The following is a 25,777-nucleotide window of genomic DNA, read 5'->3' on the forward strand; positions in this document are numbered from 1 at the left end:
GCCTAAAACAGTCCTAAGAACTTCTTGCGTTTAGGCATTTTACCTAAGGACTCCCATTCGATATTGGACTTTTTAGCGATAAGCTTCAAGGCTCGCCTATCCTTTTTGTGAATGGAGGTCAGTACCATTTTCTGATACGTGAGTGCTTGAGCCTCCTTGAACTTGGTTTCTGCATCTGTTCCTAAGCGTCCCATCCCTCTGATTTCTTGCAAGGTGGTTGAGCTGATTTTATAAAGCTTTCTTAGAGCCTCTGATTCAGTTTCTATCTTCTTTTCAAGTTCACGAATACTGGCCTTGGTTTTACTAATTCTTTCGTCCAGCAAAGCGATTGGGGCAGCTTTAAAGCCTTCAATGGATTGATTCTTGAGCATCTTTCCATCAATTTCCTCTAATGAAACAGTGTTTGATTTTGCATTGGTTACGAGAAATAGTAGTTTACCTCTTTTCACCAATTGCCCTTCTTCAAAAGGACTTTTAAGATGAACCTCTTTGGCTTTTACTTTTTGTATGGGCTTTATCACTACGGCTTCTCTGGTATCATCGACTATAAGTACGCCTTCAAATTTGTTCCCATTAACGCTTTTAACTTTGAGTGTTTTATCTAACTCCTGATCCTTTACGATATCGCCTTCATCTAGCGTGCCTTTGAAGAGCTTTTTAATTGAGGCTGGTCTACTTGTTGATGCAGGTTTGGGAGCTACTTTTTTTTGCTTTGACTTGGCAAAGGCTTTTCCCTTCTCTTTATTGTCTTTGGAGATACCTAGTAGGGACTTTGCTTTTGATATTTTCTTTACTTCTTTGGGACTGGGCTTTTCGGGTTCCTCCTTAGGTTTGGCTTGAGCATCGAGCGCTTTATTGATTTGTTCCAAAATCACATCAATGGACTCGTCAATTTCAGGGTCAAGACCATATACTTCTACGGTATCGGTCGAAAGTCCTTCTACGATTTCGACTAATTTCTTGTTTGAGTTTTCTAAAAGCTCTGAACGCTTTGAAGCGTAATTGCTAACGGTAATTTTCATGGTTGATTAGGTTTAGTTTAAGTTTAATGCTTGTGCTTTGAGTTTGAGTAATTGAAGCTTGATTTTAATCAGGCGCATGGACTTCTGTTTGTCTGAGTCTTCGCTAGAACTTTGTTGTACCTGAGCATTCACAGAATCTTGAATCATTTTAAAATCGGTAGCACTTAGGTTAACTGACGCTCCAAAACGCTCGGTCAAAATTCTACAGACTGCCTCCAAGTTTGAATCATCGACAATACCTACCATCGTACTCGATACCGAATTGAAGTTGCCACCATCTACGTATTTGAGTAGTTCTGCATCGGTGTAAACATCGCCTCCCTTGCTTTTAGATAAAGCAGTAATCATTCTAAACTTGCCACTTTGCCTAAAGAAAGTTGTTCCAATGCTAGTCGATACCTGACCTTTACTTCGAATGATGGGTACTGCTACCGTTAGTGGTGCAATGACATTAGCAGTATTGCTTTTCCAATTAGATTCCCTCAGATATGAACTAGGGAGCAATAAGCCTTTCTTTACGCTGCCATCTTGCATGGTAAAATCAATCAAACGACCTTTGGCAAACTTATCGTTGGTATAGGCTTGAAGGATATTTCCTGTAACAATCAAAGCTGAAACACGGTCTTTGGATTGTGAGGTAATTGCTCTTTGCCATTGTTCCAACACATTATCATTGGACAAAAACTTCGATTGGCTCATAATTCCTGAGAGCTTGCCAAAATCATTGCCTGTGATGCCAAAGGTTTGCTTTTTGACGCCATTGGAGACGGCTATGTCAATCTCAAAGGTGTTTAATTGTATTTGACCATCTTCGTATGGCTTTACACCCAAACATACCCCTGTGACATAACTATTGTCGGATTGTGGAACATACAAAAGCCTTCCTAATTTGAAAAAGTCAAGTAGTTCTGCATAGGCTCGTTTGTTCCCTTCTTTCCCTGAACTATGATATGCAATGGCTTCCTCGCGTTCTTCAATGAGTTCTTGAAGCTTGGTTTGTAGCTTTTGCTGCTGTTCCTCGGTCTTATTTTTAAGCGCCTCAAACCATGAAATCGTCATTTCTTTGTCTTTCTCATAGTCCGTTTGTGCTCTGGTGATTCTGGATTGTGTTTGTTGCTCTAATAAATTCAAGACAACCTCTTTGATACCATCCTTTTGTACCTTTTCACGCTTTTTAAGCTCTTCTTGGAGCGTTGTGACCGTGTAGGGTTTTCTTAGGTTGTTAATTTCATACAAGCCCACGTAGGTAGGTCCCGAAAATGGCGAATCTGTAAAGCTTTTGCCAAGGACTGCAATATTAGGCTCTTCGATACTAGCTGCCTTTAAGTCCATCGTTTCGACTTCAAGGTCATATTCATCTAAGGCAATCTTAAGCTCTACAAAGGCTTGATACTTTTTGACCATATCCGCATAGAACTTTTCTTGTTCCTTGGTATTGAGTAAGGCTACTCGACCAGAAACGCTTTTGGCTAAATTTTCAATATACTTTTCGGACTTTGCATTCGTCTGTTCTGCATCTTCATCACCATGTTGAGTATCATAGAAATAGCGTTGAAGGTCTAAGCGAGTGTAGTAACTCTTTTCTAAATCCTCATTCTTATCGTCCTCAATCAGAGTTTTCATGACGATGTCACCATACTTATTCAAAAAGTCCTCAGATTGAATCAGGTCTTTAGAGGTCTTTTGTGACGAAGTGGTATTGGCATCCAAAGATTTTAGCTTTGATTTGAGCATCATTACTAATCGCTTTTCTGCGGGAATATCAGAACTGAGATAGTCATAAATCGGTGGCAAGATTTGACCCGTTCGGTTGATACGACCACGTTTTTGAATCTCGGTGTTAATATCAAGCTCTGGTTGCCAGACAATCATGACTCGTTGCTTTACCTCATTGGCTGGTACTTTCTTCGTAGGAATGGCATGAGCGGACTTTCCTGTTGAACCACTTTGATTAATCATCAAGCAGTCAATTTGATTGTCCTGAAACTTCTGGAAGGTATCAGCCGCATTTTCTTTGCGCCTAGTTTGAACTCGACCCGTCGTGACAGCAGCACTCATTCTCCCTAAACCTTTGGGTAAACTTTCGTAGATAACCTCTAAATTGCGACCAGTCACCTCTCCAACTTTGTAGCCCTCAGCCTCAATGCGTTGTTTGACATAATCAATCGGTGAAATCATCACACCCGTTTGAATAGTTTTGATTCTACTCAAGATATAGTTGTATTCAAAAACTGCATTACTTCCTAAGGTATCCAGTTCGATTTTCTCAAAATGTCTTTTGCCCCAACCGTCATTGATTTGGATTCTAAGGACTCCTTCTAAACCTCTAGTTAATACTTGTGAGAAATCGGTATTTACCTTGCCAGTCGAATCAATATCAAGTTCCTTGACAAAAGCCTCCATCGTATTGGCAAAGGCTATGACAGGCTTTTTGCCCTCTTTAAGTCGTTGAATGGCTCTATCTGCCACAGCATCAGCTTTGATAGCCAACAGCATTTGTGAGACAATTTGGAAGACTTTAGAAAAGTATGGAGCGTTGCGCACTCCTAAATCAGCGGTACCAGTGGCCAGCGCTACCTCACCTTGTTCATCACGCAAGGTTTGATTCATGTTTTCTACCGTGCCCTTGACATAGTTTCGCTGAAAGGCAACAATCATTTGCATGATGTCGGTGATGTTGTCACATATCTTTCGATGTAAGGTAGAATAATCCTTCATGCCAAAACTGGTAGCGGATTTATCTAGCACAATCCAGTTCACAATAGCGCCTGTATTAGCCATACCTCTTTCGTGTCGAATGAGCTGCCCTTCACTTACCAAGTTGGCTGAGATGATTTCTTGCAAAGCGACACCACCCATTTCTACGGCATTAGCCATTTGCTCGGAGGACATATTGGCTTCACTAAGGTCAGTTTTCAAACCATACAGAGCCATGTTTTCACTCCGTTTTGCAAAAGTGGCAGAAAGGAAAATAGTACCTTTAGATTCACGGACAATCTCTCGCATGATGATACCCGTAGACGAGCTTCCCCCTGAGGCATTGTGAGATTCATCCAAAATCAAGATATTGCCTTTTGCCTGTTCGTACAGGAATTTAGCCTTTTTACCCTTGATAACGTTCTTTTTACCCCCATTCCAGATAATCTTATTGCCTGTAGCTACTTGTGAATAGGTGGCTAAGATAAAGTCATATTCATCGGGTAAAACACCTGAGTCAATGACTCCATCTTGTTCTAATTTCTCAGGGGCTTTGTAAATAATATTGCCTAAATCGTCCTTGATATGCGAATCAGCATCCCTCGTATTGACAATAAAGGGTCTAATATGTTTACCCTTTGACAAGTCATAATCCGCCGTGTTTCGTTTGTATTTAAACACGCTTTTCGTGGGGTTCTGCTCTTTAAAAGCTTCGTAGTTTTCGGGATTGTTTTCGTAGCTACTTTTCTCTTCTTCGCTCAATTCATCCCAAGAGTCATATTTGATTTTCTGCTCGACTTGACCAATGGCGATTTCCAGCTTTTGAGAACCATCTTCCATACCCACCCCGATAAGGTCACGATATAGGTCGGTAAACAAAGAGGGCTTTTCGGTGATAACAATAGGCTTTTTGCCTTTGTGATAGGCATATCGAATCATAGCAGCATTGATACGACCTTTTCCAATGCCTGTTTGGTGGGCGATAATGATTCCTTTGCCTTTTTCGACTTGATAAATAGCCAATGCTACAGAATCGACCTGCTCAGCCGCCAGTGCATTCGAGAGTTCATCGAGTGATTTGTAGCGTAGGTGCATCTTGACGTATTCATCAACCGTCATTTCGTTGCCATACTCATTTCGAAGATATTCTTTGAGTTTAGAAAGGGCGATTTGTCCTTCAAAAAACATAGAATCGGGGGTTTCAACGGAAAGAGACTTCATTTTGGAAGCGGGGCGATACATTTCGCCTAATCCTTCCACTTTCTTCTTTTTGGATTTAAACAATTTAATCATGGTAGAGGTGTTTATTTTGATAGCAAAATGAGCTTCTGCAGCTGGAAAAAGACCAGGAGAAAAGCGGATTTTGCTATCAAAATCAATAAGGGTTTGTAGATATCAGGAGCTGATCAATAAAGCTCTTGTATTTTTTTGCTATCAGATGGCTAATGCCAGTGCTTTGAGCTTGAGTAATCGTAGTTTGATTTTGATTAATTCCGTAGGCTTTCTTTCTCCTTTCTGATAAGTAGTCATAAATCTTTCATAAAGCGCTTCGAAAGTATCGACCACGGTTTGATTGACTTCTTCTGCCATTGGGGCAAAACCCGAAGGTTCTTTTTTGACACCATCGACTAAGACCACACGCACATCAAATTGTGTTCCTTGGCGAGCGTAAAGCTCTCCATCGATACTAATTACATCAACAACGTTATAGTGGTGGTGCAGGTAGTTAAAAAAGAAGCGGTCGCCCACGGCATGATTCCCACGATTTCGACCAGCAATCAATCCCTGAGCATTGTAATGAGTATGTCCACCAAGGATAAAAGCAGCTTTACCTTCTGGCTTCATGGTTTCGAGCGCATACAATGCCATCAAATGGTCAAGTTTATGTACTCTGATAGGACCCACATTTACTCGTTGTGGAAGTAATCCAAAGGGAGGATTAGAGATAACGGCATCAAAGCTACGTTGATACGCTGGCATCTTTAAAGAGGAATCATTCTTCGTTACTAACTTAAAGCCTTGGGTCAGTAGATTCTTATATCTTAGCTCAGAGATTTCGTTAACAATAAACTGTCTTGGCTCTGCGGCAATGGTCAGAAGTCCGTTTCCTGCACTTGGTTCAAAACCTTGTTTGTTTGGGTCATCAATTCCACACCAAATACCCATCAAAAATGCAATAGGCGCTGGAGTGGAGTATTGCTGGAGCATGATACTCTCAGAGGTACGGTGATTGAGCCGAACTTGGTTTTTGTAGAGATTAACAATGCTCAAGTAGCGCTCTAAAATGCTAGTATTGGCATGAGCGTATTCCCTTGCCGTGCGAACAATGGCTAATTCAGTAAGTTCTTTGACCTCTGATTGGTTGGTGATACCAAATTGGCTTGCTAGTTTTTGAGAAGTGGTTTTACTATCCTTTTGACCTTCTTTGAGTCTTTGCTCGATGGCTTGTACATATTGAAGCGAATGGTCAATAACCAATTTGCCTATGCTTTGGATAGTTTGAGTTACTTCAAAATCTGTAAAAATACCAGCTTCCTCTGCGTTGAAAACGGGATTGCACGGGTCAAGGATAATGGGTTTATCCAGCAAAACAACCAGATAAATATGAGACGTACTCTCTGAAGTATACGTGGCCAGACGAACTTTAAATGGAATCCCTAAATTTAGTAGTGTTCCACCTAAGAGAATGACAAAATCTTCACAGTCTATTCCTGTATGTCTGTCAGCCCATGAGGCATTGGGTAAACGAATGATTTCTGCTGAGTCAGGATAGCCATCGTATTGGTATTTGAACTCTTTTCTACAAAAGTCATACAGAGCTCTAACAGAATCTTGGTGCGATTGAGACTTAAATCTTTGGGCAAACGCTTTGGTTTGTACCTTGGCTTTAGGTATGTATTGACTAGCAATTAAGCTGGCAAGTTGTTGTACATTGGGGTTTTCATGAATGATACGGTCATGTTTGGTAGGATTTTCGAAAAAGGATGAAGTTTTCAAATGTTTCTAAATTAGTGGACTCTAAATACTTCTCTGTAGATATACTCTATGGCAGGATAAGGCAATTTTTTACGTAAAGCAGGTTTATCAGGGTCAAAGCCCAATGTTTTTAACTTCTCCTTATGAGCATCCACCTTCAAACACGAAAGAAGATACTTCACATCAGCTTTGAGTTTCTTTTCATGACCTTTGGTGATGTTTAACTCTTTGCAAATATCGGTTAGTGTTGAAGGTGGATAGATTTTCATTATTTTAGTTTTTCTAGGATTCTGTATTTGAACAAATTCGTCATAGCAGCATCATCTTCTACGAATTTTCGTAGCAATGCTAAGTCTACACTGTCAAGTTCAACGGGTTTGTCAGAATAGAGGTCAAATGCAATCAGCATCAATTTGGGACTATCCTTAGTATTCGATTGAGCAATTCTTTCAGCAAGTGCTTTGCCAATACTACCTCCTTCAAGAGGCTTACCATCAAGTCCTTTGAAGTCTACTGATAAATCAATTTTCGTTTTTGCCATTTTATTTTAGGGGTTATTTTTTCAAAATCGGTGTAAAGCCAAGGGGTAATTCTTTGACTTCTTTTCTGGTGATGCCTCTACCTAATTGTAGTTCTGGATTGAGGTTTAATTGCTGCTTGTCGCAATAGGCTTGCATGGTGTCTTGCATTTGTGGTGCTAGCATAGTTTGAGCGTTGGAGGTTTGTTTGTAGCGGTCTCTTCTCTGAATCAAGGTTCTTACTATTGCTCCTAGACAAAAGACCACCAAAAGAATGAGTAATAGGTTTATTGTAAACATGGTTTAAAGAGGTTGTAAAAAGTCTTTGATTTCTTGCTCTGAGAAATACTGTTCAAGTTCAGGCGTTTCATTTCTTTTGAGCATGGTGTGAAAGTCGGGTAGCTCCCTAAAATAGTCGAGTGGCGGTAAGACTTCTCTTTTTGCTTGGATAGCCAGACAGTATTGGAACTTCAAAAAGGTGGTTTGCATCATCACCATGTTTCTAAAGCTACGTACCTCTGTCTCTAGCTGAAGCTTTTGTTGCTTGACTTTTTTGCGATGGGTCTGAAACCCGACATAGAAAATTATACATAGGAATACTAGGTCTAAGGTGTCACGAAGGGTCATTGTTTTCTAAGGTTTTCCAATTGAGAATTGCGAACTGTGAGTCAATATCTAGGCTCTCGTAGATTTTCTTATCTTGATTGATACTGTGTACCAACTCAGTTATTTCGTGGTTGTGAAGTGCCTTGAATGGCTTGCCAAAGTGTTTTTGAACTAACTCATACAAAATCACAGAATCAATCTTGATAGTATCCTCAAACTGTTGTCGTAGCTCCACTGATTCCTCATTGGCTTGTTGGAAACCAATTTTAGGTTCTTCCAATTCAAAATGCTCACTTACCACCTCATTCAATTCTGATTTATCCAGTTTGATGGGCATTATTGTGGTATTCTGGCTTTCTGTAGGTTCTTCAACTACCGTGGTATTATCTGAAAGGTTCTTTTCAGTCCTTTTTTTCATCAGAAGGGTCATGCCTAGTATCACCATGCCAACAATGGCGCAAATGATCAAAAACAACTTTACAATTAATCCGTAGTTGGCATTCTCTGATTCATCTTCAAAATCTAACATAGGTGCTATTTGGGGTTAAATTCTAGTTTCTGTTGTGCAAAAGGAAAGTACTTTTTCCCATCTATCCATTCCACTTGTTCGGTGTTACGCACGCCTACCCGATATTCCTCTTTGTCGAAGTATCTCGTTGTCCATTTCTTGTTTTCAGGAAGCTCCGTATTTTGAACAGCAATGTCATACATCAAATAGGCAATCTCTTTTCTCGGTTGAACCTTCGTGGGGAGGTCATTGAAATCATCACTTGTTTCTTTCAAGACCAGCATATTCATCATTTTCAGTAGGTCTGGAGAAACCTCTGTACCTCCAAAAAAGTGAAATTGTAGAAGTAGCTCTAAGCCGTTATTTTTTGGTGTTTTCAAAAGCTGCTTTTGTGCTTTTGTCATCGCACCTGATCCAAAGAATGAACCTGCATCGTCGTAGATGACCACCGCATTTTTGAGATAATGGCTACAGTAGTACGAAAACTTGTCATAATCATCAGACTGAAGCTTAACCACTGCATTTTTGGGCATGGGTCTTTCCAAATCTTCAAATGTTACCACCTTGGTGATTTCCTTGTAGCTGGAGTTATTCGAATGGTCAAAGACAATGATTCTTTTAGGGTTATTTTTGAAGGCTCCGACTCGAAAATCGAGTGAGAGTTGTAAGGCTTCGTAGGTCTTTCCTGTGTTTCGTGTACCAAAGAAGCCCCAAACGTTTCCTTTGGGATTCATATCTAGGTGATTTTGGCTTTGATTTTCTTGACTACTTTTATGGTGAAGTTTGAAAGAGCCTGCGGATGATGCGCAATGATATTTGAACCCATGAGTACCACCAAATCGTAAATCATGGCGGTTTTACTAGGGAGTCTGTATCTGCCTTCACGTGCCTTTTTCTTCAAATCTTCGAGAATCACCAGCTTGACAAACTTTCGAATAGATTCGGTGTCTTCCAATCCTTCATCTTGTTGGATTTTCTTCTTTTGCTCCACTCGCTTCTGGGCTGCTTTGACTTCGTCACTCAATGGAATAAGGTTCGCCTCAAAATCTTCGACCAGTTTTTCATCGCCATTTTCGGTCGACATCTCTGCCACGATATTTCGTAGCACGCCTGTACCCGTTTTTACGTAGGAGAAAATTAGTTCTGTTTCCAGTTCTGCATTTCCTTCCAAAATCACTTGGTCGTAGCTGGGTACGTATTGGGGTGTTACAACCTGTTGTGCTACGGTTTGAGGCTTGAAGGGGTTGTCAAATAGCCCTTCCACTAGCTTAGGTGCAGGAGGCTCTTCTACACGTTCAGGTGGTGAACTCATTCCCGTGAGGATGGAGTTGCCCATTTCCACACCCTCCGATATTAATTTTAGTCTTTCTGAGAATTTCATGGTGCTACTTTTTTACGTATTGGACTCCCTTTGCTAGACCCTTGCCAGCGTACTTGATGCCAAGGTTAACAAAGAAGGACGCTACTTTCTTTTTACCTGCCTTTAGTTGGGCTTTGACTTTTCCCATCAAGGTTTTTCGTTCTTCCCATTCGATGATTAGTTTTTCGAAAACAGGACGAAAAGCGGGTTCAAAATCAATCGCTCCATCGGCTCTAAAACAACCCATTGCGGTCATGTATTTTCCAATCATATCGAGTTTGAGTTCGTTGTTGATAACGGCAGCATCATAAGTTTTTTTCTTGGCCAGTAATGATAGAGCTTCTTCGGAAAAAGCTTGAAATTCTTCAAGCGTCATTTCCCCGTGACTCTGATAGCTTACAATTTGTCCCTTGGTGTCTAGGGTGAGTGTAGCGAGTATTTGTTTCATGGTTGAGAGATTTCTTCAAAGCCCTTGGTATAGTGTTTCTTCCATACACCCGCTCCGATACGAACAAAAGCTTTCTGCTCAGAGAATCGAACTGCCTCAGCAATCAGGTTATTGAGACCCGCATCGTTAGCCAGCTTAAAAGTCTTGAACTTATCCAGCATGGTGTTTTCGTTGTTTTCATCACGTAAACGGATGTTTTCAAGTTGAAGCGCTTTGTTTTCGTTTTGTAGTCGAATGAAAACAGGGCTGTTTTCAATGTTTTCAGGCTCAGTGGTGATGTTTTCATGGTTCTTGAAAACATTGTTTTCGTCCAGCAGCCGTTTGTTTTCATCCTGTAAAGCAATGTTTTCAATGTTTTCAGACTCAGTGCAGATGTTTTCATAATTCTTGAAAACATTGTTTTCCTCTATCAGGCGTTTGTTTTCATTCTGTAAAGCAATGTTTTCACTTTGAAGCTGAATGAAAACAGAGTTGTTTTCAATGTTTTCAAACTCAGTACTGATGTTTTCATGATTCTTGAAAACATTGTTTTCGTCCATCAACCGTTTGTTTTCATCCTGTAAAGCAATGTTTTCACTTTTAAGCTTGATGAAAACAGGATTGTTTTCAATGTTTTCATGATTTCTGAAAACATTGTTTTCGTCCAGCAATCGTTTGTTTTCATGCTTCAATTGAATGATTTCATCCTTTAGAGGATTGATGTTTTCATCCAACAAGGTTTGGAACTGTGCTCGGATTTCGACTTCTCGTTCAGGGGTGAGTAGGCGCTCATCGTTTTCGTATAAGCCAAATGTTAGACCATTGAAAACATAGTGAGCCAAGGCAGACTGAATAATGTTTTCATGAGTTTTCAGCTCAGTATTTTCTTCGAGTAGGGTATCAAGTTCACGAAGCTGCTCAGGTGTGAGGTGTATGAAAACAGTGTTTTCATGCTTAGGTGTATTGCCTGCAAAAGTCTTTTCAAGAATCTCGTTAAGGAAATCACTAGTGTTTTGAGAGCTTCTTAGCCAGTCAGCAATTTCAGGTCTTACTCTTGCTCCAATCTGGACGGTACGTGCAATGTTTTCAGCCATGTTTTCAATGTTTTCATGAATCAAGACCGATGTTTTCGTTTGTTTTCATCGGTGTTTTCATCATGAAATTAGTAGGCTATTGACGAAAACATGATGTTTTCATGCGAGCACATTCGATTTTGTCCGTATATATCCGTTTTTATCTCTTTTTTGCACAAGTGATTTTTAGTAAATTTGTATGAAAACCTAAAACGAAAACATTGGATTTATTATGGGAGCTTCTACGATAGTTAATTCTGCAAGCATCGCTCAACTCATGGGCTGGACAAAGGAATATTCGGCAAAGAAAATTAGAGAGGTAAAAAGGCAACAGGTTGTGCATACGTCACCTTTGCAGATTGTGCCAAAGCTTGGAAAGTGTCAATGTCGTAAAACAAAGCTCTCTTCTAAATACTACTGATAAATGTAAACGCCCACCAATTCACAATTGGTGGGCGTTTTATGTTCTTAACTTTTATTGATGAATGAATGTAAGATTAATACAAAATAAGTAGTGCTTTGCTACTCAATAATTTATTTACAGGAAAAGCTGCTCTTAATTTGAATGTAACAAATCATATTGACTTCGTAGGTTATCAATGTATTTAATCACATCTGAGTCTGAAAACTCTTTAATATTGATGGTAGAAGACAAGCCTAATAACAAAACTATTTGCTCTAATATCTCCCTATTTTTATTACTCTTGGCTTTCTGATAATATTCTGCTGAAGCTCTGTAAATTTCACAATCCAACTGGTGCAGACTTTTTTGAAGTATATCATCAGTAGATTCCAGAAAAAAATAAGACTTATTTTTTAAGGATTCAGCTAAGTAAACCTGCTCTGAATAATAAAAGTTGTAATTGTCATAACTAATGAATAATTCAGGTATATCCATAATAGTATTGTTGATGTAAGGAATTAATCATGTGATAAATATACTAAATTATTCTATTACGCAAACTCTGTAATATCCAAAATTGATTAAAATCAGTTTCTTAATCTTGAAGTTTTTTACGCTAATATAACTACCCTTACATCACACAAAGGCCCCACAACCTAAATGATTATGGGGCGTTTGCTAATTTATAACCTTGAGTTTTGGGTAAAAAGGGAAATAAGCATCTGTGCTTAAAACTGGCATATCTTCATAGATTGACTGTGCGATGATAAGTAAGTCAAATGGATCTCCATGAGGTTTTGAACTACTTGCCTTAGGAAAGACCTTTGGTACGTTCAAGATTTCATTGATATGCTCGTTTTTGACTGGTAATACTTGTACCCTTTTTAGTAACTCTTTGATGGCATCTTTGTAGGGGATGTTGAAAGGGTTATTCCCTTTTCTAACCTTAATGGCAATCTCATGCAAGCTGGCATTACTAATGTATAATTGGCTGCTAGGGTAGGTTAGTATTTTTTGCTGTTCTTTGGATAATTCTACAGTCTCTTTATTAATCCAAAAAATCAATATGTTACTATCGAGTAGGTATGTCATGCTAAGATTTTTTGATAACCACTTGGGTTCTGTTTTTCTCAACAAACTTTTTGCGCTCTTCTGGAGTCATTAGTTCGTGAGGCTCTAAAATACCTTTGTATCTAATTTTAGGGCTTCTAGTAGCAGGTGTTTGAATCGTTTTAGTTGCCATGTCGGAAATCGTTTTAGTTAAACAAATATAGCTAGAAAATCACAAAGTCGTTGTCTAACTTGTATATAAATTCATAGAACTCTTCACGGCTATCGGAGGATTTTTTAGGTACCCAATTCGTTAATCCTTGGTCTAATTTATCTCTGATAAATTGTACTTCGTTGGTAGTATAGAGTCCTAAAATACTAAAAAGTGCCTGAGCTTGATAATAGTGAAGCTTAATCTTTTTGATGCCAGCCTTGGACAATTTCAAATTTTCAGCAGAAACTTGAAATATTGAATCAAAAAGTGTTGCAACAATGATTTCGGGAGCAATAGTGTACGATTTGTGTATTTTAAAGTGGGACGTAACCATAACGTTTTGTCTGAATGTGACTTGTCTGAGAAGTTGATACTCAAAAAGGTCTATTTCGATGGTGATTAGATTTATCATGTGTCCAATTGGTTAGCAACCTCTATAAATTGACAAAATCCCTTGATAGCTTGCTTGAGCTTTTTGTTCTCAGTCTGTAATTCTTCTATTTCTTTGTTGGACTTGTGTCGGTGGGAATTGTAAGTCTGCCTAAGCCCTTGTAACTCTTCTGTTTTCTCTCTGTAATCTCTTAAGATAAACTCAAAGACAGATTGTCCAGTTTTAATGTTTTCCTTCTGCATAACTTGGTTCATGATTTCGACCAAGTCTGCATTTTCATCGTTGTCTAACCCACGGAGGGTCATTGTTGAGAATTGCTTCATTTTGATAGGATTAAAAAGATGATGACTAAAAATGCGGTAAACACGTTTGCGACTGTTTCTGCCAGCAGCTCGACTTCTAGGTGTTCTTTACGTTTTTCCATGATTAGAGTTTATGAGCTTTGTTTTTGCAGTTGGCTTTATGCGTAAGTTGAATGTTGTAGTTGATCACCACAAGGATGTATTCGCAACTATCAATTTCTACCAAAGATATTCCATGTTGTATCTGTTGATAGGGTAGAATGTGCTTGTATTTCACTGGTGGTGGTTCTTTCTGAGAAAAAGCTGCAATCGCCAGAAGTGTGAGTATTCCGACAATCAAGGTGTTTTGAGATTGAAATTTCATTTTGCTATCAATTTAGAGTAAACTTTTGCCTGAGCGATGTTTGATCGGTGTGAGCTGCCTTAAATTTTGCTATCAAAATTTGCTTAAAAGAGAGCTGCATCAATTCCCTGGTCTTTCAATTTGCTATCAATTTTGCGAGTCGCACATTAAGAACCTTTTCAATGTCTTGTCGTATTGGGCAATCATTTTGCCATTGTATCCTACCTCGTAGATATAAGCATTATCTATCGGGTCTTTAAAACCGCTCACAAGCTTACAGGCTGCTTTGAGGCGTTCGGAACTATTTCTACCGAAGATGATTAAATCGGATGCTCCTTTGATTGGAAGCCATACTCCATTGGGTAAGATGTACTTTAGTTTCCATTTCACTACTGGTGCTGATGTTGATTGCATGGTCTTAGAAAGTTAGTTGTTTTTAGGAAGTAGTTGAATTTTTGTACATAGTCGCTGTTGGTTTTTACACTCAATTTGCGACTGTAATATTGGGCTAATTGGGTAATATCCTTGATTTTATTCCCTTGTCCACGTGGTACAACACCTGTCATTGGGTATTGCATCATAGTCAATTTGGCACGCTCAAGCTCTTTTTCGAATTCTATCTCTCTGAGTGACTTTTCGGCTTTTTTAGCCCATTGTAGCACTACCAAGAATCCTTGTTTTTGATGTGTTCCGTAGTCTTTCGAGAAGTATTTTGTTGGGTGATAAGCCTCTCTGTCCTTACGAGCGTCAAAAGCTTGCTTTTTATCCGCCCAATACTGGAGGGTCATGCTATAAATCTGCCAGAATTCGAAGGTATTCTCCTTTGGATTCTGGTTTTTGAACCCGTTAAACACATCTCTGTGAATAACTTTCTTGATTTCGGACTCAATTGGGGTATAGTTGCGTTGTGGGTAGAACACATCTTTCACATATTTCCAGAAGTTGTTTACAATCGTAGCCTTTTCAAGGTCAGTTAAGCCCTTTGGCTCTGGTTTTGATGCATTTTGGTAGCGAATCTTGTTTAGAGTGCCTTTGCGGTAAGCTTCAAAACGTTCGTCTGAACTGATAAAAGAATTTTCGGCGCCCCCCGTGTTTTTTTCTTGGCAGTTTTCTTGGTCATTTACAAGGTTTTGGGCTATTTCTTGTTTTTCTTGGCCATTTTCTTGGTGTCTTTCTTGGGATAGGTTTTCCACATCTTCCGCTATATATGAATTACATAGATTTTCTATTTGGTTACTTAAGTGTGGCAAAGTTTGCACCTCTGAGAGGGAAAAGGCTTTCAAAATGGTAGTTGGCTTTTCTGACCAGCTTTGGATTTTTGGTTTGAATTGGTCGATTCCAAGCAATAACCAGAGGTTTAAAGCTATCTTGTAGCCATTAACTCTACCTTCTTCAAACTCCTCTACAGTAATGACCCCGAAGGTGCTTAGACGTGCCAAATGGTCTTGTACAGCCCTGCGGCTGCAACCACAAAGGTTTGCCAAATCCCAACGAGTAATATGTAACAAGGGCACACGGTCAGAATCAGCCCACAGAGGACTATTCATACAGTTCCAAAATTGCTTGAGGTACAAGTGTGCAATAGATTTCAATTTTGATAGATGTGGCTCACGCAACATGGTGCTTTTGGTAACGAATTGTACATCGTTATGCTCTTTCGCAAAAGCATGATACCTTTCGATTACCTGTCCAAATTGGTGACTAAACGTTTTTTCAATTCTCATATTTGTTTTTGGTATGTAGTGACAAAACTTCGCTTGTCAGGGCTTAGAATCATCACTACGCTATTTCCCGTTGTTTCTGCCAGAGAGTCGAACTCTGAGGACTTTCAAGGACGAAAATCCCTTCCAAAACAGACTTTGTAATGATAACTTTACTGGTTATACGTCGGTAAACAATCCCCACTCATAAAGGAATGGGGTTGTCCCAACTCTCTTTCTAAATAAACTAACACTCAGTTGGTGGAACAAGGATATATCCACCGTTTGATTCTTGATAATGATACTCTTTTCGTGGGTCGAGTCGAATAGAACGACCATCTTTTAGTAAGAAAATTTGAAGGGTTGTACCCATCATGATTCTTTTAGCGATCTGATCTGAGAGGTCTACACACTTTTCTCTTCTTTCATCCTTTACCTCTTTTATGATTTGCTCCAGTTCAATCTGTCTAGTTGCTCTTGGTCGCTCTGGACTGACCATCGGTTGTACGACAACATTTGGGATTCTTGGTCTACTTCTTCCTTTGAGCCAATCTTGCAGGACAAAGTAGGGATGCTCGTACTGCCTATGATTAGCGACAATTTCCACCATGATGTCGTATAAGTCCATGACATTGATTTTACAAGTATCAAGCTTATAATTTTCGTGAAAAACCCTAGAGTTTAGCCCAATCTCAATAAGCTTTTTTCTAAAGAGTTCTTGGTCACGAAAGCACATGGCATCATAGACTTTGTTGAGGATATTCGGACGTTTCATAGGTTTAAGGAATCTTGTCAGTGGCTCTTTCGTAGAGCCACATCCCAAATACAACCAAACAAACTAAATCAACTAAAACAGACATTTTACAAACAGTTAGTAGGTGGTCTTCGATTGTTCTTAAAGTACCAAGCCATGAGTAATCCTCCGATTACGAAGCCAGCATAAATGTGAAAGTCGCTATTCATGAGTTTAATATTAGAGTTGAAAATGACAAAATTAAGTAAAAATCAACTCATGAGTCGAATACCAACTTGTTGGGATGCTTACTCATCGGTATCCTTTCCGTAAAGTAAATCTTTCAAAAACTCAGAGCGATTAAGTACTTCACCTAACATCGCAATCAAAAAAGCACCCAAACACATTGCAAGTATAAACTGCATAAGTGGATCAGCGGACAAAGAGCGAACTAATTCGGGTATATTCATGGTGTAATAGAGGGTTAAATGAACGTAATGAACTATTAATCCAAGCAAATAAAATTCTTAACTTAGTAGGGAAGACAGGGGGTGGAAGTAATAAATACCACTCTAAACCCCACCCCATAGAAGTCTTCCTAGAAACAACTATGGAACTATCCATCGTTCAGCAACTGATACGTCTGCTGATAAACTCTGACGTATTCTCAAAACTGAGTAAAAACACTAAGAATCTTTTGAAAGCTCTATTTATAGGGCTATCTGTTTGGTTGTTTTACAAGCAGTTTTTACAAAAAAAATCTTCATATTTGACTTTTTTGTTTCCCCTATGCTGAACAGTGTAGGGGAATTTTTTTGTGAACTCTCAAAGGCAACAGTAGGGAAATACATTCCCTACCGTGCAAGCAATAGAGTTCTAAACCATCATTTGCCTTTTGGGCAGTATCTACATTGTTGGCAATTGCAATCATAACTTTCACCGCTGTTATCGTATGACTTTGGCTTTTTCTTATCAAATGTCATAGACGCTATCGCTAATACAACGGAAAAAAACATTAGTACAAGAAAATCATTCATACAATTAAGGTTTAAGAATTTGAGTGAACTTAATGTTTTTCACCTCCAATTTTTTAAGGGTATAAGGATGTAAAGTTGTCATAATTATGAATCCTAAATACTTTGTTATGCGCCATCAATTTCAAGTAAACTTTTCAAAACTCCTATCTCAGCTTTCGACCAATTATATTCACCTGACATTTTTTCTTGGAAGTTTCGTTCCTTGTATCCAAAAGTATTACATACAACATCCTTTATCTGTTTTCGGTCAACTCGTGTCAGCGAGCGATAGGCTTTTTTTATTTCATCCTTCGAAATCATAGATATGTGGTATATTTTTTTAATGAACTAAATAACTACAAATCGCACTTTTCGTTTTATATTCGTATATAATTCGTTTTTTGTGCGATTTATGAATACAAATATCGTACAAAAATGTTATTATCCAAATATTAATCGTACAAAAGTGTGATTTTTATTAAAATATTTAATTTTTGTGTCAAATGGCTTAATCAAAAGCATTTAAAAAGGTACAATTATGAAAAATTTCGCAGAAAAGTTAAAGAAAGCTCTTAAAGAAAAAGGAATGACTCAGGTCGAACTTTGTGAAAAAATAGGAATGTCTCAAGGTGGTATAAAAAGAATGATTGATTCAGGTAGTACCAGAGTTGATACATTAGAAAAGATTTGTGAAATTCTTGGTGTTCCTATTACTTACTTTCTGGATGTTGAGACAAAAGAAGAACCTGTAGGTTTTTGGAAGCGATTAGTTGAAGAAGCTACTACTGAAGCTCAGAATTGGAAGATTAGAGCATATCAATTAGAAGAACAGCTAAGTAAGAGCGGAAATTTTAAGTATGTTAGTAGAAGACAAGGCGTGTTGGCAAGTGTGGCATAGGTTTTTTTTGCCCAATTTACTAACATTTCTACTAACAGTTGCAAGTTCAGACTTGTAAGCCATTGAGTATCAAGTAGGTTCGATTCCCGTACGGACTACGCAGTGATTATTAACGACTTGCAAGCGAGCTTTTTAGCTCGCTTTTCTTGTTTTTAGCATATTCGTTATTCCTGCTAAATCCTTCACGAAAAGCTTCGGTTCCATAGCTAGTCACATGAACTTGTCATATTTGTTCACCAAATGGCGAAGAATATAAATCACCCTACTACTCTTGAGCGAGTAGTCTGTTTCTATGAAAAGTATTTCTCGATTGTAATCATCTATCATATTAAAGCTTCGGAAGGAACGCCCGTTACTCAAAACATCACTCATGAAGTATATGTTCAATTAAGGTCATACACTAATATTTAATCATCCTGAATGGATTGGTAGCTTAGCCTAAACTACTTTTGCTCGTTTTGAAGATACAATCCGTATAGGTTCTTTCATCTCTAAAGATCTGTCAGATTCAAATTCTATAAGAATCTTAGCAATTTCGGTTGGACTAGATTTGCTACTTTTCACAGCCCAAATTAAATTTCCCTAGCTTTTATCCTTACTATTTGGGAGACTCTTACAATCATAGATGATGATTTGAAATTCTTATTGAGAGCTACAAGGATTGTTAAAAGTAAAAATGAAGGCTCTGATTGCTGGACAAAACAAGAAAGTTTTATTCAGATGTATCGACTTTTTCACCGAATTTTGTAAAAACAGTATTAAACTGTTAAAAAAGTGAGTCCAAAACTAATTCTTGAACTGGTAATTCAATTTTATCCAGAAATCAGATAAAGGCTGATTTCACTTATAAATAAACCTCTCTTTCAAACACTTTGGTCGCAAAAATATCGACTTTGAGTATTTTCCCTAATTCTCCAGATCTGCCTCTTCGTTTAAAAACTCTTTATGAAAGTCGTCTACTTGAATTTTGTTTTGATACTTGTCAAACAAAGGATTTGGGTATTTTGTGATGGCAATTGCAAGATACATTCCTAATGTTTCTCGTCTGAATTTGTTTCTTGTGCCTATAGTTTTGTCAAATAATGCCAATGTTTTGTTATTAGGATACTGGGCTAATGCCTGATACAGTATTCTCCATGTGGGGTAGCTATAGCGTTTATGTCTCCATTTTTCCTCAAAAACTTTAATGAGAAATGGATAAAATTTAGGATCAGGAAACTCTCTAACTGCCCAAATTGCATGGTATAATGTTTTGTCATTCGCAAAATAGCTTTCAATAATCTCCTTATCTTGTTGTTTCTTGTATTTAGCCAACGCTATAACTGACACTGGAACTCTTTCGTTTAGCGCTATATCTCGTATCCTATCATAATACAAGGGGGCGCCATTGGTTCCCTTGATTCTTCCTTCTTTATAGGCAAGGCGGATTTTGGGATCGTAAAATAATAGGCTATCAATTGCTACAAGATTTGCATGGTTTTTAACGAAATAGGTACTGTCTTTGGTTGCCAGAAAGTAATAAAATGTTTGTAGAAAATAATCGCCTGTCATTTGTCGCCAACCAAAGCAACCTTGCCGTACTGAAACTAAACTTGTGTCGTAAAGGTGTAGTCTTAATACTGGAATTATTTCAATGCTGTCTTTTGCGCAGAGCGCTTGAAAAGCTGCACACTTAACAAGAGTGTTCGTGCTTTTTGTCAAGTCCAAAAGCTCTTTGGAAGTTGAAATGTTTGTCAGTCGGTTTAGACATTTACATTGACTTGACTTTATATCTGTGTCTCCGATATATAGCCCGCACAGCGCGTTATATGAAGCGATACTATCGACAAGAGATTTTACTTGTGACCTCACAGCCTGCCCAAAAGTAAATATCGGACAACAGCAAATAACTAACATTTTTAACCTTATCTTCATTTTGGGAGTTACAGTTGTAGGACTACCTTCTATTTTTGGGTTTATTTTTATTCAAAATACCATTCAATATTATTTGTCTTGTTTTCAAATATCCTTTTAAACTTTCTGTATTCAACACATCCTTTTTGTGCAATTTGAAAGTCATGGTTCTTTTCGTCATTGAAATAAATTGTCACATTGTCACTCCCTAAAATGAGTTTGTAAGTGGCTCCATATTCGGAAAGAATCCACTCAAAAGTGGGAGACTTAACAATCGTTATGTTCATCTCCCACTTTTTTAATTTGGTAATATTTGCAGTTACTTTTGGATGATGTAACCATTTTTTCACATCACTAGGGTTTATTTCGTCTTTTTCATCAAATAAATAAACTGATAAAATTGGTTGATTTTGTTCCGCTCTCTGCGCAATTTTCTTAAAATCTATTTCAGTAACCTCAAACACTGAATCGTCAAAAATATCTTCAAGATTTGAACCTGGATTAGGACAAAGTAGGCTAGTTACAGGTGCGTCGGTATTGTTGGAGTAATAAATACATTCATTACCATATACGGTTCCAGTAGCTTTCCCAAATGTTACAAATCCATAGTCCAAGATAATAATTGTGGGAGATAATATATCACCTCCTACAAAAATGCTCCCGTGATTGTAAAATCCTAAAAAACTTCAGCAACATTTAAGTTGCCATTAATATTGATATCTTGTCCGGCGACAATAATGTTTTTAGCGCTCACATCTCCTAGAACTACTAAATGAACACCGTAATCAGACTCAAAATTATAAATGTTATTTACTTCTAAATTTCCATTTACTAATATCCCAATTATATCGTTATCGTAATTCTCATTATCTAAATTCAAATTGTCGAGTACAGTGTCACCATCATAAAGCAAAAAAGAAAAATCTTTGTTTGCGTCTGTCCAATAATCCCAGAAAACTCTCATGTTTGAATCATCTATTAGACTTTATCACGGTTTCAGAAGTATCATAAAAAAAGGCTTGAATTTTTTAGATTTGTAGTCGCAAAACCAAACAAACTAAAAAAGACGAGCCATGAACAAAATTAACACATTAACTACACTTAATCATTGAGAATACACACATTTATATTCAGTTTTTTGTCCTCTTATGGAGGAACGAGTTAGCAACTATACCCTCAAAGGGACTTTACGCAAGTATAAACAAGTTAAAGAATCTAAGTTAAGTAGCCTGTATGGGAATGAAGCCAAACTAAAGTTCATATTGCACTACTTAAAGCAAAACCCTAGTCAATCTTTTATGGCAGAGTATTCTGGGATATGCCAGTCAAAAGTAAGTGAATGGATCAAGTATCTCTTGGTGGTTTTACATGAAACCTTAGATCGTTTAAACTTTCTAGCTCAGCGTCAGGGTAGTTTTACTATTGATGAAAACTTAGATTATATTTTATGTGATGTCACTGAAAGACAGGTTAGTAGAAGTACAGACTATGAACTTCAAAAAGAGTTTTATAGTGGGAAAAAGAAGACACATACTGTAAAAAACTTAGTATTTTCAGATTCCAATACTTACATCCATTATCTTGGAGAAACCTACGAGGGAAGTCTGCATGATAAAACCTTATGGGATGAAATAAGTCTTAAACCTTCCCCAGTAACGATAATAGCTGACTTAGGATTTTTAGGGGCTCATAAAGAGAATGAAAATGTTATTTTACCTTATAAAAGCTCAAAACACCACCCATTAACTACCCTTCAGAAGCAAATTAACAAAGCAATTGCCCAAGTAAGAGTCAGAGTAGAACATGCTTTTGCAGGGGTAAAAAGATTAAGAGTCGTCAAGGAGAAAATACGCCTGAGAACCAGTCAAATCCTAGATCGAATCATGGATATTGCTGTTGGATTACATAATCTTAGAGTTACTTTCAGAACAATAAATAATAAACCGTGATAAAGTCTAATACAAAATTTCTAAAATACAAAAACATCACATGATAACTTTAAGCATTTGTTTGAGCTTTATTCTCACAACTTATAATCAATTGAATACGCATTTCGGAACGTTTACACCAAGTATTTCTCTATCAGTAGTGAACAACAATAATGGTTTGAAGAGTGCTGATACAAGTATAATCGTCTTGAAAAAATTAAAATATACGTTGTTGGACATTAAAGATTATAAGACTGGCAAACGACAATTACTCATTCAAAAAAATCATGTAACCCAAGGTAAAATATTTTTTTAACTCCTGATGTAGCGCAGGGGTTCTCCGTAAATTGGATTAAAGAAACAAGTGCTGGCTTTGAAGTATCAATAGATTATGGGTCAAGGTATTATGTTCAAAAGATTTTCCAGTTTGTTTTCGAAAACAATAGCTTTTATTTAAAGAATATCATAACGAGTTCTTTCGATAAATATAGCCCCGAAAAGTATGAGAAAACAACTAAAAAACTAAAGAAGCCTTTCAAATTGACTAATTTTAAAATGGAAGATTTTGTGTAGTATTTTCTTGAATTGTTATTTCAGGACAAGACAACAGTTTATCAAAAAAGGCGTTCGAAATTTGTTTTTCGAACGCCTTTTTTGATAAACTGCAATTTAATGCTAAAGTGCTAATAATCAAAGTGTTGTAATGATGATGTGAGAGTGCAAATTCTATCATCATCATGTAATCGCAATTACACAAATTCGGGATTAATAGCAATTTTATTCCTTCGTGGAAATCTTCGTAGTTTCCTCCCAACCTGTATGTATTGCTACGTCAGGTAGCGCTTTTTTCAATGCTTGAATACCTGTCTTGGTGACTTTGCTTTTCCAGCAATAGATATTTTTAAGAGACTTTAGCTTGGCTAAAGCTTGAATGCCTGAATCAGAAATCTGCGTGTCAAATACATTCAGATATTCCAAATATTGTAAATCTTTCAATTGCGCTAACCCTGCGTCTGTAATAGCGGTATGCTCCAAATGTAGATGCGTTAGATGTTTACATTTGGCGACCTCCGCCATAGATTTATCGGTTATTTTTGTACGTCCCAATTTTAACCAAATGACTTGCTCTGATAAGTTGTTCAGTAAATTGATTTGCGCATCATCAAAGTTAGGAGCATTTACAAAGTTGGCTTGTAGAAAATGCTGTCCGCTGGCAACAGGCATGACAATAACCTTTAATGCACTTAATTTTTGCATATCCTCTTCATTGGCAGCAGGAACATTTTCTTTAAAAACTGCTGAAATACTTTCACCATTTTCTTGTGTATTGCCACCATTTGATAGCGATGCTAGCAAAGGCTTTACCTTTTCATCGGGTTTTAGTTGGGCTACCTTTTTGTTAAAAGACGCGCCTTGCTGAATCCACCAATGCAAAAGCGCGATTTCTTGCTCAGTCAGTGGTGTTTTACCTTTTGGAGGCATGTGATGTTCGTCTTCTTCTGGTAATAGCAAGCGTTTGATAAGTTCGCTATTGGCTGGATCATTTGCTTTGATAATGGCGCCATGTTTACCTCCTTTCAAAAGGAAATCTTGTTGGTCCATACGCAATTCTCCTTTGATTTTGTTGGCATTGTGACATGACCAACATTTTTGCTCCATTACTGGCGCGATGATGTCTTGATAAACTAATGCTTCATTGATATTTTCTATTTTCTTTTGCGTTGTACTACCCGCCTTTCTTGCTGGTAATCCTAGCAAAGAGCGAAATGGCTCTGGCGTATTGGCGTACAAATAATCTTCTCCATGCGTCATATTACCTCCAAGATGCCCCGTAATCGTCAATAAAATTAGCATAGTGAATAAAGCAGATAAATATCCTTTATTCATGACGGAACTTCGCCCGTAACCTTTAAGATACCAAGACAATAAGGAAACAGCCGCTACCGCTATTCCCATCCATTGATGCCAAAAGAGCGTATCTTCGTTATACTCGCCAGAGGAGGAAAGTGAATAGCCAAAAATACATGATAACACAGCGGTGAGTGAGCCAGTTAGAAGAATAGGAGCAATGGCAGGCTGAAGTGTCTGTAAATTTTTTTTACGAGATAACCACTCTAAAATGGCCGCCATTATCAACATTCCAATAGGTAAATGAACCACTAAAGGGTGAAAATGCCCCAAAAACATGGCCCAATCCGAAGTGGAATTGGTTTGCAATACTATCATTATATATTGATTTGAAAAATACGGTAAATGTAGGCTTTAGGCTGTAAGCCGTATGTATTAGCCAAAATATTTTATTATTTTTTTATGACCAATGTACATAGCTGACAGCCGAAAGCCCAATATTTAAGTATGATAAGTAATAAAGTAAAATGTTAATGGTCATGATTCACCACTCAGCCCCCATCGCTCTAAAAATCACTCCTCATTCCGCATTCAAAACTCATCACTCTTAAGCTATTCTTTCTAGTTTGATGGGATATGTTTTTTTAGAATTCCATTGAGGAACATACACGTTTTCGTCAGAGTCTACATATACATCATGAGGGTGCATAAACACATTGTGAGGGTCGTCTTTGTACTGACGTTGTAGCTTACCATCTTTGTAAGTCGGCTCAGACCCACCAGGGGTTGAGATTACTTTCATATTTTTATCCATTACCTGAATATAACCTGAGTTATTCCAAGATTGGTCGGAGCTTCTGTAGGCTGCTGCAAAAATATAGTCGCCATGTAGTACTGGTCTACATACGAAAGTGCCCGGTAAATGATACACCGCCAAGAATTTTCCGTCGAGTGTAAATCTTTTGATACAAGTATGTGAACGGTCTGTAACCAATAAGGTTGGGTTCTTTTTATCACGAGTATCTACCAAAACACCATGACAAGTATCAAATTTATCGTCAGTGTAAGCATTTGAGTAACCTCCAAAATGACGGATGTATCGGCCTTTGCTGTCATATTGAATAATATATTGTGAACCATATCCATCAGCTACATAGATATCGCCATTGGCTGGGTTAATAGCTGTTTCTGTAGGAACAAAGCGGTTAGGTGATTCATAAACGCCTGTTTCTTTGGGGTACTCCAATTTCATTACTTCACGTCCTTTCAAGTCGGTTTTGATGACTTGATGACGATTGTTATCACAAATAAATAAAAACTGTTCGGCACCTTCATTTGAGATGGACAGACCATGTGCACCAGGATAACTTGTGCCCCAAGCTTCCAATAATTTTCCTGATTTATCATAAATCAAGATATTATTTTTGGTTTCGTTGGTACACATAATCAAACGACCTTTGGCATCTTCTACCATTTCGTGACAGTCGTTCACAGGGTTTTTAGCAGCATCTAGTACGCCCCATCCTGCTACTACTTTGTACTTGTGGGAATTATGCCCAATGATGATTTCTTCCATTTTTTGAGATGTTTTATTGCCTAAACTAGTATTGGTGATTAAACCAGCTCCTACAGCTAAGGTGCTAGTTTTGAGGAAATTTCTTCTGGATTGATGCTCGTACATAGAGGATAATATGTTAATGGTAAATTACGAATTGTGAATCAATACTGTACGAAGGGTTTCCAAACTATTTCGGATATCGGATATGGGATTTCGGAAGTGTAATCTTCTATTTTTTTATTTCCAAAATCAGAAATCCCAAATCCGTAATTGTTGGAAATCCTTCTTACAGTTGTAATTGTGAATTATAGAT

31 protein-coding genes and 1 pseudogene are annotated in these 25,777 nt (G+C 37.8%); 3 read left to right on the forward strand and 29 right to left on the reverse strand.

The window, feature by feature from the left end; all coding sequences use genetic code 11:
- Positions 1-2: 2 nt before the first annotated feature.
- From BWI92_RS02365 to BWI92_RS02475, 23 genes are all read right to left on the reverse strand, one after another.
- Positions 3-1,022 carry a hypothetical protein gene (locus BWI92_RS02365; RefSeq protein WP_095160519.1) on the reverse strand — a complete coding sequence of 340 codons (1,020 nt, stop codon included), beginning with the start codon at positions 1,020-1,022 and terminating at the stop codon, positions 3-5.
- 12 nt (positions 1,023-1,034) lie between these two features.
- Positions 1,035-5,012, reverse strand: coding sequence for a strawberry notch C-terminal domain-containing protein (locus tag BWI92_RS02370; protein ID WP_095160520.1), 3,978 nt, complete (start codon positions 5,010-5,012; stop codon positions 1,035-1,037).
- 141 nt (positions 5,013-5,153) lie between these two features.
- Entirely contained in the window at positions 5,154-6,716 is a 1,563-nt protein-coding gene (locus BWI92_RS02375; protein WP_095160521.1) for a hypothetical protein, read from the reverse strand.
- 11 nt (positions 6,717-6,727) lie between these two features.
- The gene (locus BWI92_RS02380; RefSeq protein ID WP_095160522.1) at positions 6,728-6,964 is read right to left on the reverse strand and encodes a hypothetical protein; all 237 of its coding nucleotides are present in this window, start codon (positions 6,962-6,964) and stop codon (positions 6,728-6,730) included.
- On the reverse strand, positions 6,964-7,236 hold the full coding sequence (locus tag BWI92_RS02385; RefSeq protein WP_095160523.1) for a hypothetical protein: 273 nt from the start codon (positions 7,234-7,236) through the stop codon (positions 6,964-6,966). The genes BWI92_RS02380 and BWI92_RS02385 overlap by 1 nt, the downstream gene beginning before the upstream one ends.
- A gap of 13 nt (positions 7,237-7,249) precedes the next feature.
- A complete protein-coding gene (locus tag BWI92_RS02390) occupies positions 7,250-7,513 on the reverse strand; it encodes a hypothetical protein (RefSeq protein WP_095160524.1) in 264 nt (87 codons plus the stop codon).
- A gap of 3 nt (positions 7,514-7,516) precedes the next feature.
- Positions 7,517-7,840, reverse strand: a complete 324-nt coding sequence (locus tag BWI92_RS02395) for a hypothetical protein (RefSeq protein ID WP_095160525.1) — start codon at positions 7,838-7,840, stop codon at positions 7,517-7,519.
- Entirely contained in the window at positions 7,827-8,348 is a 522-nt protein-coding gene (locus tag BWI92_RS02400) for a hypothetical protein (protein ID WP_095160526.1), read from the reverse strand. Before BWI92_RS02400 ends, BWI92_RS02395 begins: the two co-directional genes overlap by 14 nt.
- A 5-nt stretch (positions 8,349-8,353) precedes the next feature.
- Positions 8,354-9,061 carry a hypothetical protein gene (locus BWI92_RS02405; RefSeq protein WP_095160527.1) on the reverse strand — a complete coding sequence of 236 codons (708 nt, stop codon included), beginning with the start codon at positions 9,059-9,061 and terminating at the stop codon, positions 8,354-8,356.
- Between the two features lie 2 nt (positions 9,062-9,063).
- A complete protein-coding gene (locus tag BWI92_RS02410) occupies positions 9,064-9,708 on the reverse strand; it encodes a hypothetical protein (RefSeq protein ID WP_095160528.1) in 645 nt (214 codons plus the stop codon).
- Between the two features lie 4 nt (positions 9,709-9,712).
- A complete protein-coding gene (locus BWI92_RS02415; RefSeq protein ID WP_095160529.1) occupies positions 9,713-10,135 on the reverse strand; it encodes a hypothetical protein in 423 nt (140 codons plus the stop codon).
- Positions 10,132-11,208, reverse strand: a complete 1,077-nt coding sequence (locus tag BWI92_RS02420) for a hypothetical protein (protein ID WP_095160530.1) — start codon at positions 11,206-11,208, stop codon at positions 10,132-10,134. Before BWI92_RS02420 ends, BWI92_RS02415 begins: the two co-directional genes overlap by 4 nt.
- Positions 11,209-11,743: 535 nt before the next feature.
- Positions 11,744-12,085 (reverse strand): hypothetical protein, encoded by a 342-nt coding sequence (locus BWI92_RS02430; protein ID WP_095160532.1) that lies wholly within the window; start codon positions 12,083-12,085, stop codon positions 11,744-11,746.
- Positions 12,086-12,268: 183 nt separating this feature from the next.
- On the reverse strand, positions 12,269-12,682 hold the full coding sequence (locus BWI92_RS02435; protein WP_095160533.1) for a type II toxin-antitoxin system VapC family toxin: 414 nt from the start codon (positions 12,680-12,682) through the stop codon (positions 12,269-12,271).
- A gap of 1 nt (position 12,683) precedes the next feature.
- Positions 12,684-12,833: a hypothetical protein gene (locus BWI92_RS27185; RefSeq protein WP_166580356.1), complete on the reverse strand. Its 150-nt coding sequence runs from the start codon at positions 12,831-12,833 to the stop codon at positions 12,684-12,686.
- 31 nt (positions 12,834-12,864) lie between these two features.
- A complete protein-coding gene (locus BWI92_RS02440) occupies positions 12,865-13,266 on the reverse strand; it encodes a hypothetical protein (protein WP_141234677.1) in 402 nt (133 codons plus the stop codon).
- The gene (locus tag BWI92_RS02445) at positions 13,263-13,568 is read right to left on the reverse strand and encodes a hypothetical protein (protein WP_141234678.1); all 306 of its coding nucleotides are present in this window, start codon (positions 13,566-13,568) and stop codon (positions 13,263-13,265) included. Before BWI92_RS02445 ends, BWI92_RS02440 begins: the two co-directional genes overlap by 4 nt.
- Positions 13,569-13,671: 103 nt before the next feature.
- A complete protein-coding gene (locus BWI92_RS02450) occupies positions 13,672-13,911 on the reverse strand; it encodes a hypothetical protein (RefSeq protein ID WP_095160536.1) in 240 nt (79 codons plus the stop codon).
- Between the two features lie 126 nt (positions 13,912-14,037).
- Positions 14,038-14,304 carry a hypothetical protein gene (locus tag BWI92_RS02455; RefSeq protein ID WP_095160537.1) on the reverse strand — a complete coding sequence of 89 codons (267 nt, stop codon included), beginning with the start codon at positions 14,302-14,304 and terminating at the stop codon, positions 14,038-14,040.
- Positions 14,280-15,614 carry a hypothetical protein gene (locus BWI92_RS02460; RefSeq protein WP_095160538.1) on the reverse strand — a complete coding sequence of 445 codons (1,335 nt, stop codon included), beginning with the start codon at positions 15,612-15,614 and terminating at the stop codon, positions 14,280-14,282. The genes BWI92_RS02455 and BWI92_RS02460 overlap by 25 nt, the downstream gene beginning before the upstream one ends.
- Before the next feature lie 223 nt (positions 15,615-15,837).
- Complete coding sequence (locus tag BWI92_RS02465; RefSeq protein WP_095160539.1) at positions 15,838-16,365, reverse strand: hypothetical protein; 528 nt, start codon at positions 16,363-16,365, stop codon at positions 15,838-15,840.
- A 266-nt stretch (positions 16,366-16,631) separates the two neighbouring features.
- On the reverse strand, positions 16,632-16,793 hold the full coding sequence (locus BWI92_RS27190; protein WP_166580400.1) for a hypothetical protein: 162 nt from the start codon (positions 16,791-16,793) through the stop codon (positions 16,632-16,634).
- 672 nt (positions 16,794-17,465) lie between these two features.
- Positions 17,466-17,660: a hypothetical protein gene (locus BWI92_RS02475; protein ID WP_095160541.1), complete on the reverse strand. Its 195-nt coding sequence runs from the start codon at positions 17,658-17,660 to the stop codon at positions 17,466-17,468.
- A 217-nt stretch (positions 17,661-17,877) separates the two neighbouring features.
- Here BWI92_RS02475 and BWI92_RS02480 point away from each other — a divergent pair, with 217 nt between their 5' ends.
- A complete protein-coding gene (locus tag BWI92_RS02480; RefSeq protein WP_095160542.1) occupies positions 17,878-18,237 on the forward strand; it encodes a helix-turn-helix domain-containing protein in 360 nt (119 codons plus the stop codon).
- A gap of 219 nt (positions 18,238-18,456) precedes the next feature.
- Here the strand turns inward: BWI92_RS02480 and BWI92_RS28030 are convergent.
- From BWI92_RS28030 to BWI92_RS02495, 4 genes and pseudogenes are all read right to left on the reverse strand, one after another.
- Positions 18,457-18,621 (reverse strand): annotated as a pseudogene (locus BWI92_RS28030) (IS3 family transposase); the annotation flags it as partial.
- A 522-nt stretch (positions 18,622-19,143) separates the two neighbouring features.
- Entirely contained in the window at positions 19,144-19,938 is a 795-nt protein-coding gene (locus tag BWI92_RS02485; RefSeq protein ID WP_141234679.1) for a hypothetical protein, read from the reverse strand.
- A 260-nt stretch (positions 19,939-20,198) separates the two neighbouring features.
- Positions 20,199-20,744: a hypothetical protein gene (locus tag BWI92_RS02490; protein WP_095160544.1), complete on the reverse strand. Its 546-nt coding sequence runs from the start codon at positions 20,742-20,744 to the stop codon at positions 20,199-20,201.
- 62 nt (positions 20,745-20,806) lie between these two features.
- On the reverse strand, positions 20,807-21,094 hold the full coding sequence (locus tag BWI92_RS02495; protein ID WP_095160545.1) for a hypothetical protein: 288 nt from the start codon (positions 21,092-21,094) through the stop codon (positions 20,807-20,809).
- Between the two features lie 334 nt (positions 21,095-21,428).
- Between BWI92_RS02495 and BWI92_RS02500 the strand changes: the two genes are divergently transcribed.
- Positions 21,429-22,079, forward strand: coding sequence for a transposase family protein (locus BWI92_RS02500; RefSeq protein ID WP_095164110.1), 651 nt, complete (start codon positions 21,429-21,431; stop codon positions 22,077-22,079).
- 40 nt (positions 22,080-22,119) lie between these two features.
- Complete coding sequence (locus BWI92_RS02505; RefSeq protein ID WP_095160547.1) at positions 22,120-22,374, forward strand: hypothetical protein; 255 nt, start codon at positions 22,120-22,122, stop codon at positions 22,372-22,374.
- 461 nt (positions 22,375-22,835) lie between these two features.
- On the opposite strand, the gene BWI92_RS02510 is transcribed toward BWI92_RS02505, so the two are convergent.
- Positions 22,836-24,284, reverse strand: coding sequence for a c-type cytochrome domain-containing protein (locus BWI92_RS02510; RefSeq protein WP_095160548.1), 1,449 nt, complete (start codon positions 24,282-24,284; stop codon positions 22,836-22,838).
- Positions 24,285-24,513: 229 nt separating this feature from the next.
- Positions 24,514-25,587, reverse strand: a complete 1,074-nt coding sequence (locus BWI92_RS02515) for a twin-arginine translocation signal domain-containing protein (protein ID WP_095160549.1) — start codon at positions 25,585-25,587, stop codon at positions 24,514-24,516.
- Positions 25,588-25,777: the final 190 nt, after the last annotated feature.

Source organism: Flectobacillus sp. BAB-3569, from assembly GCF_002270355.1.
GTDB classification, from domain to species: Bacteria; Bacteroidota; Bacteroidia; order Cytophagales; family Spirosomataceae; genus Flectobacillus; species Flectobacillus roseus.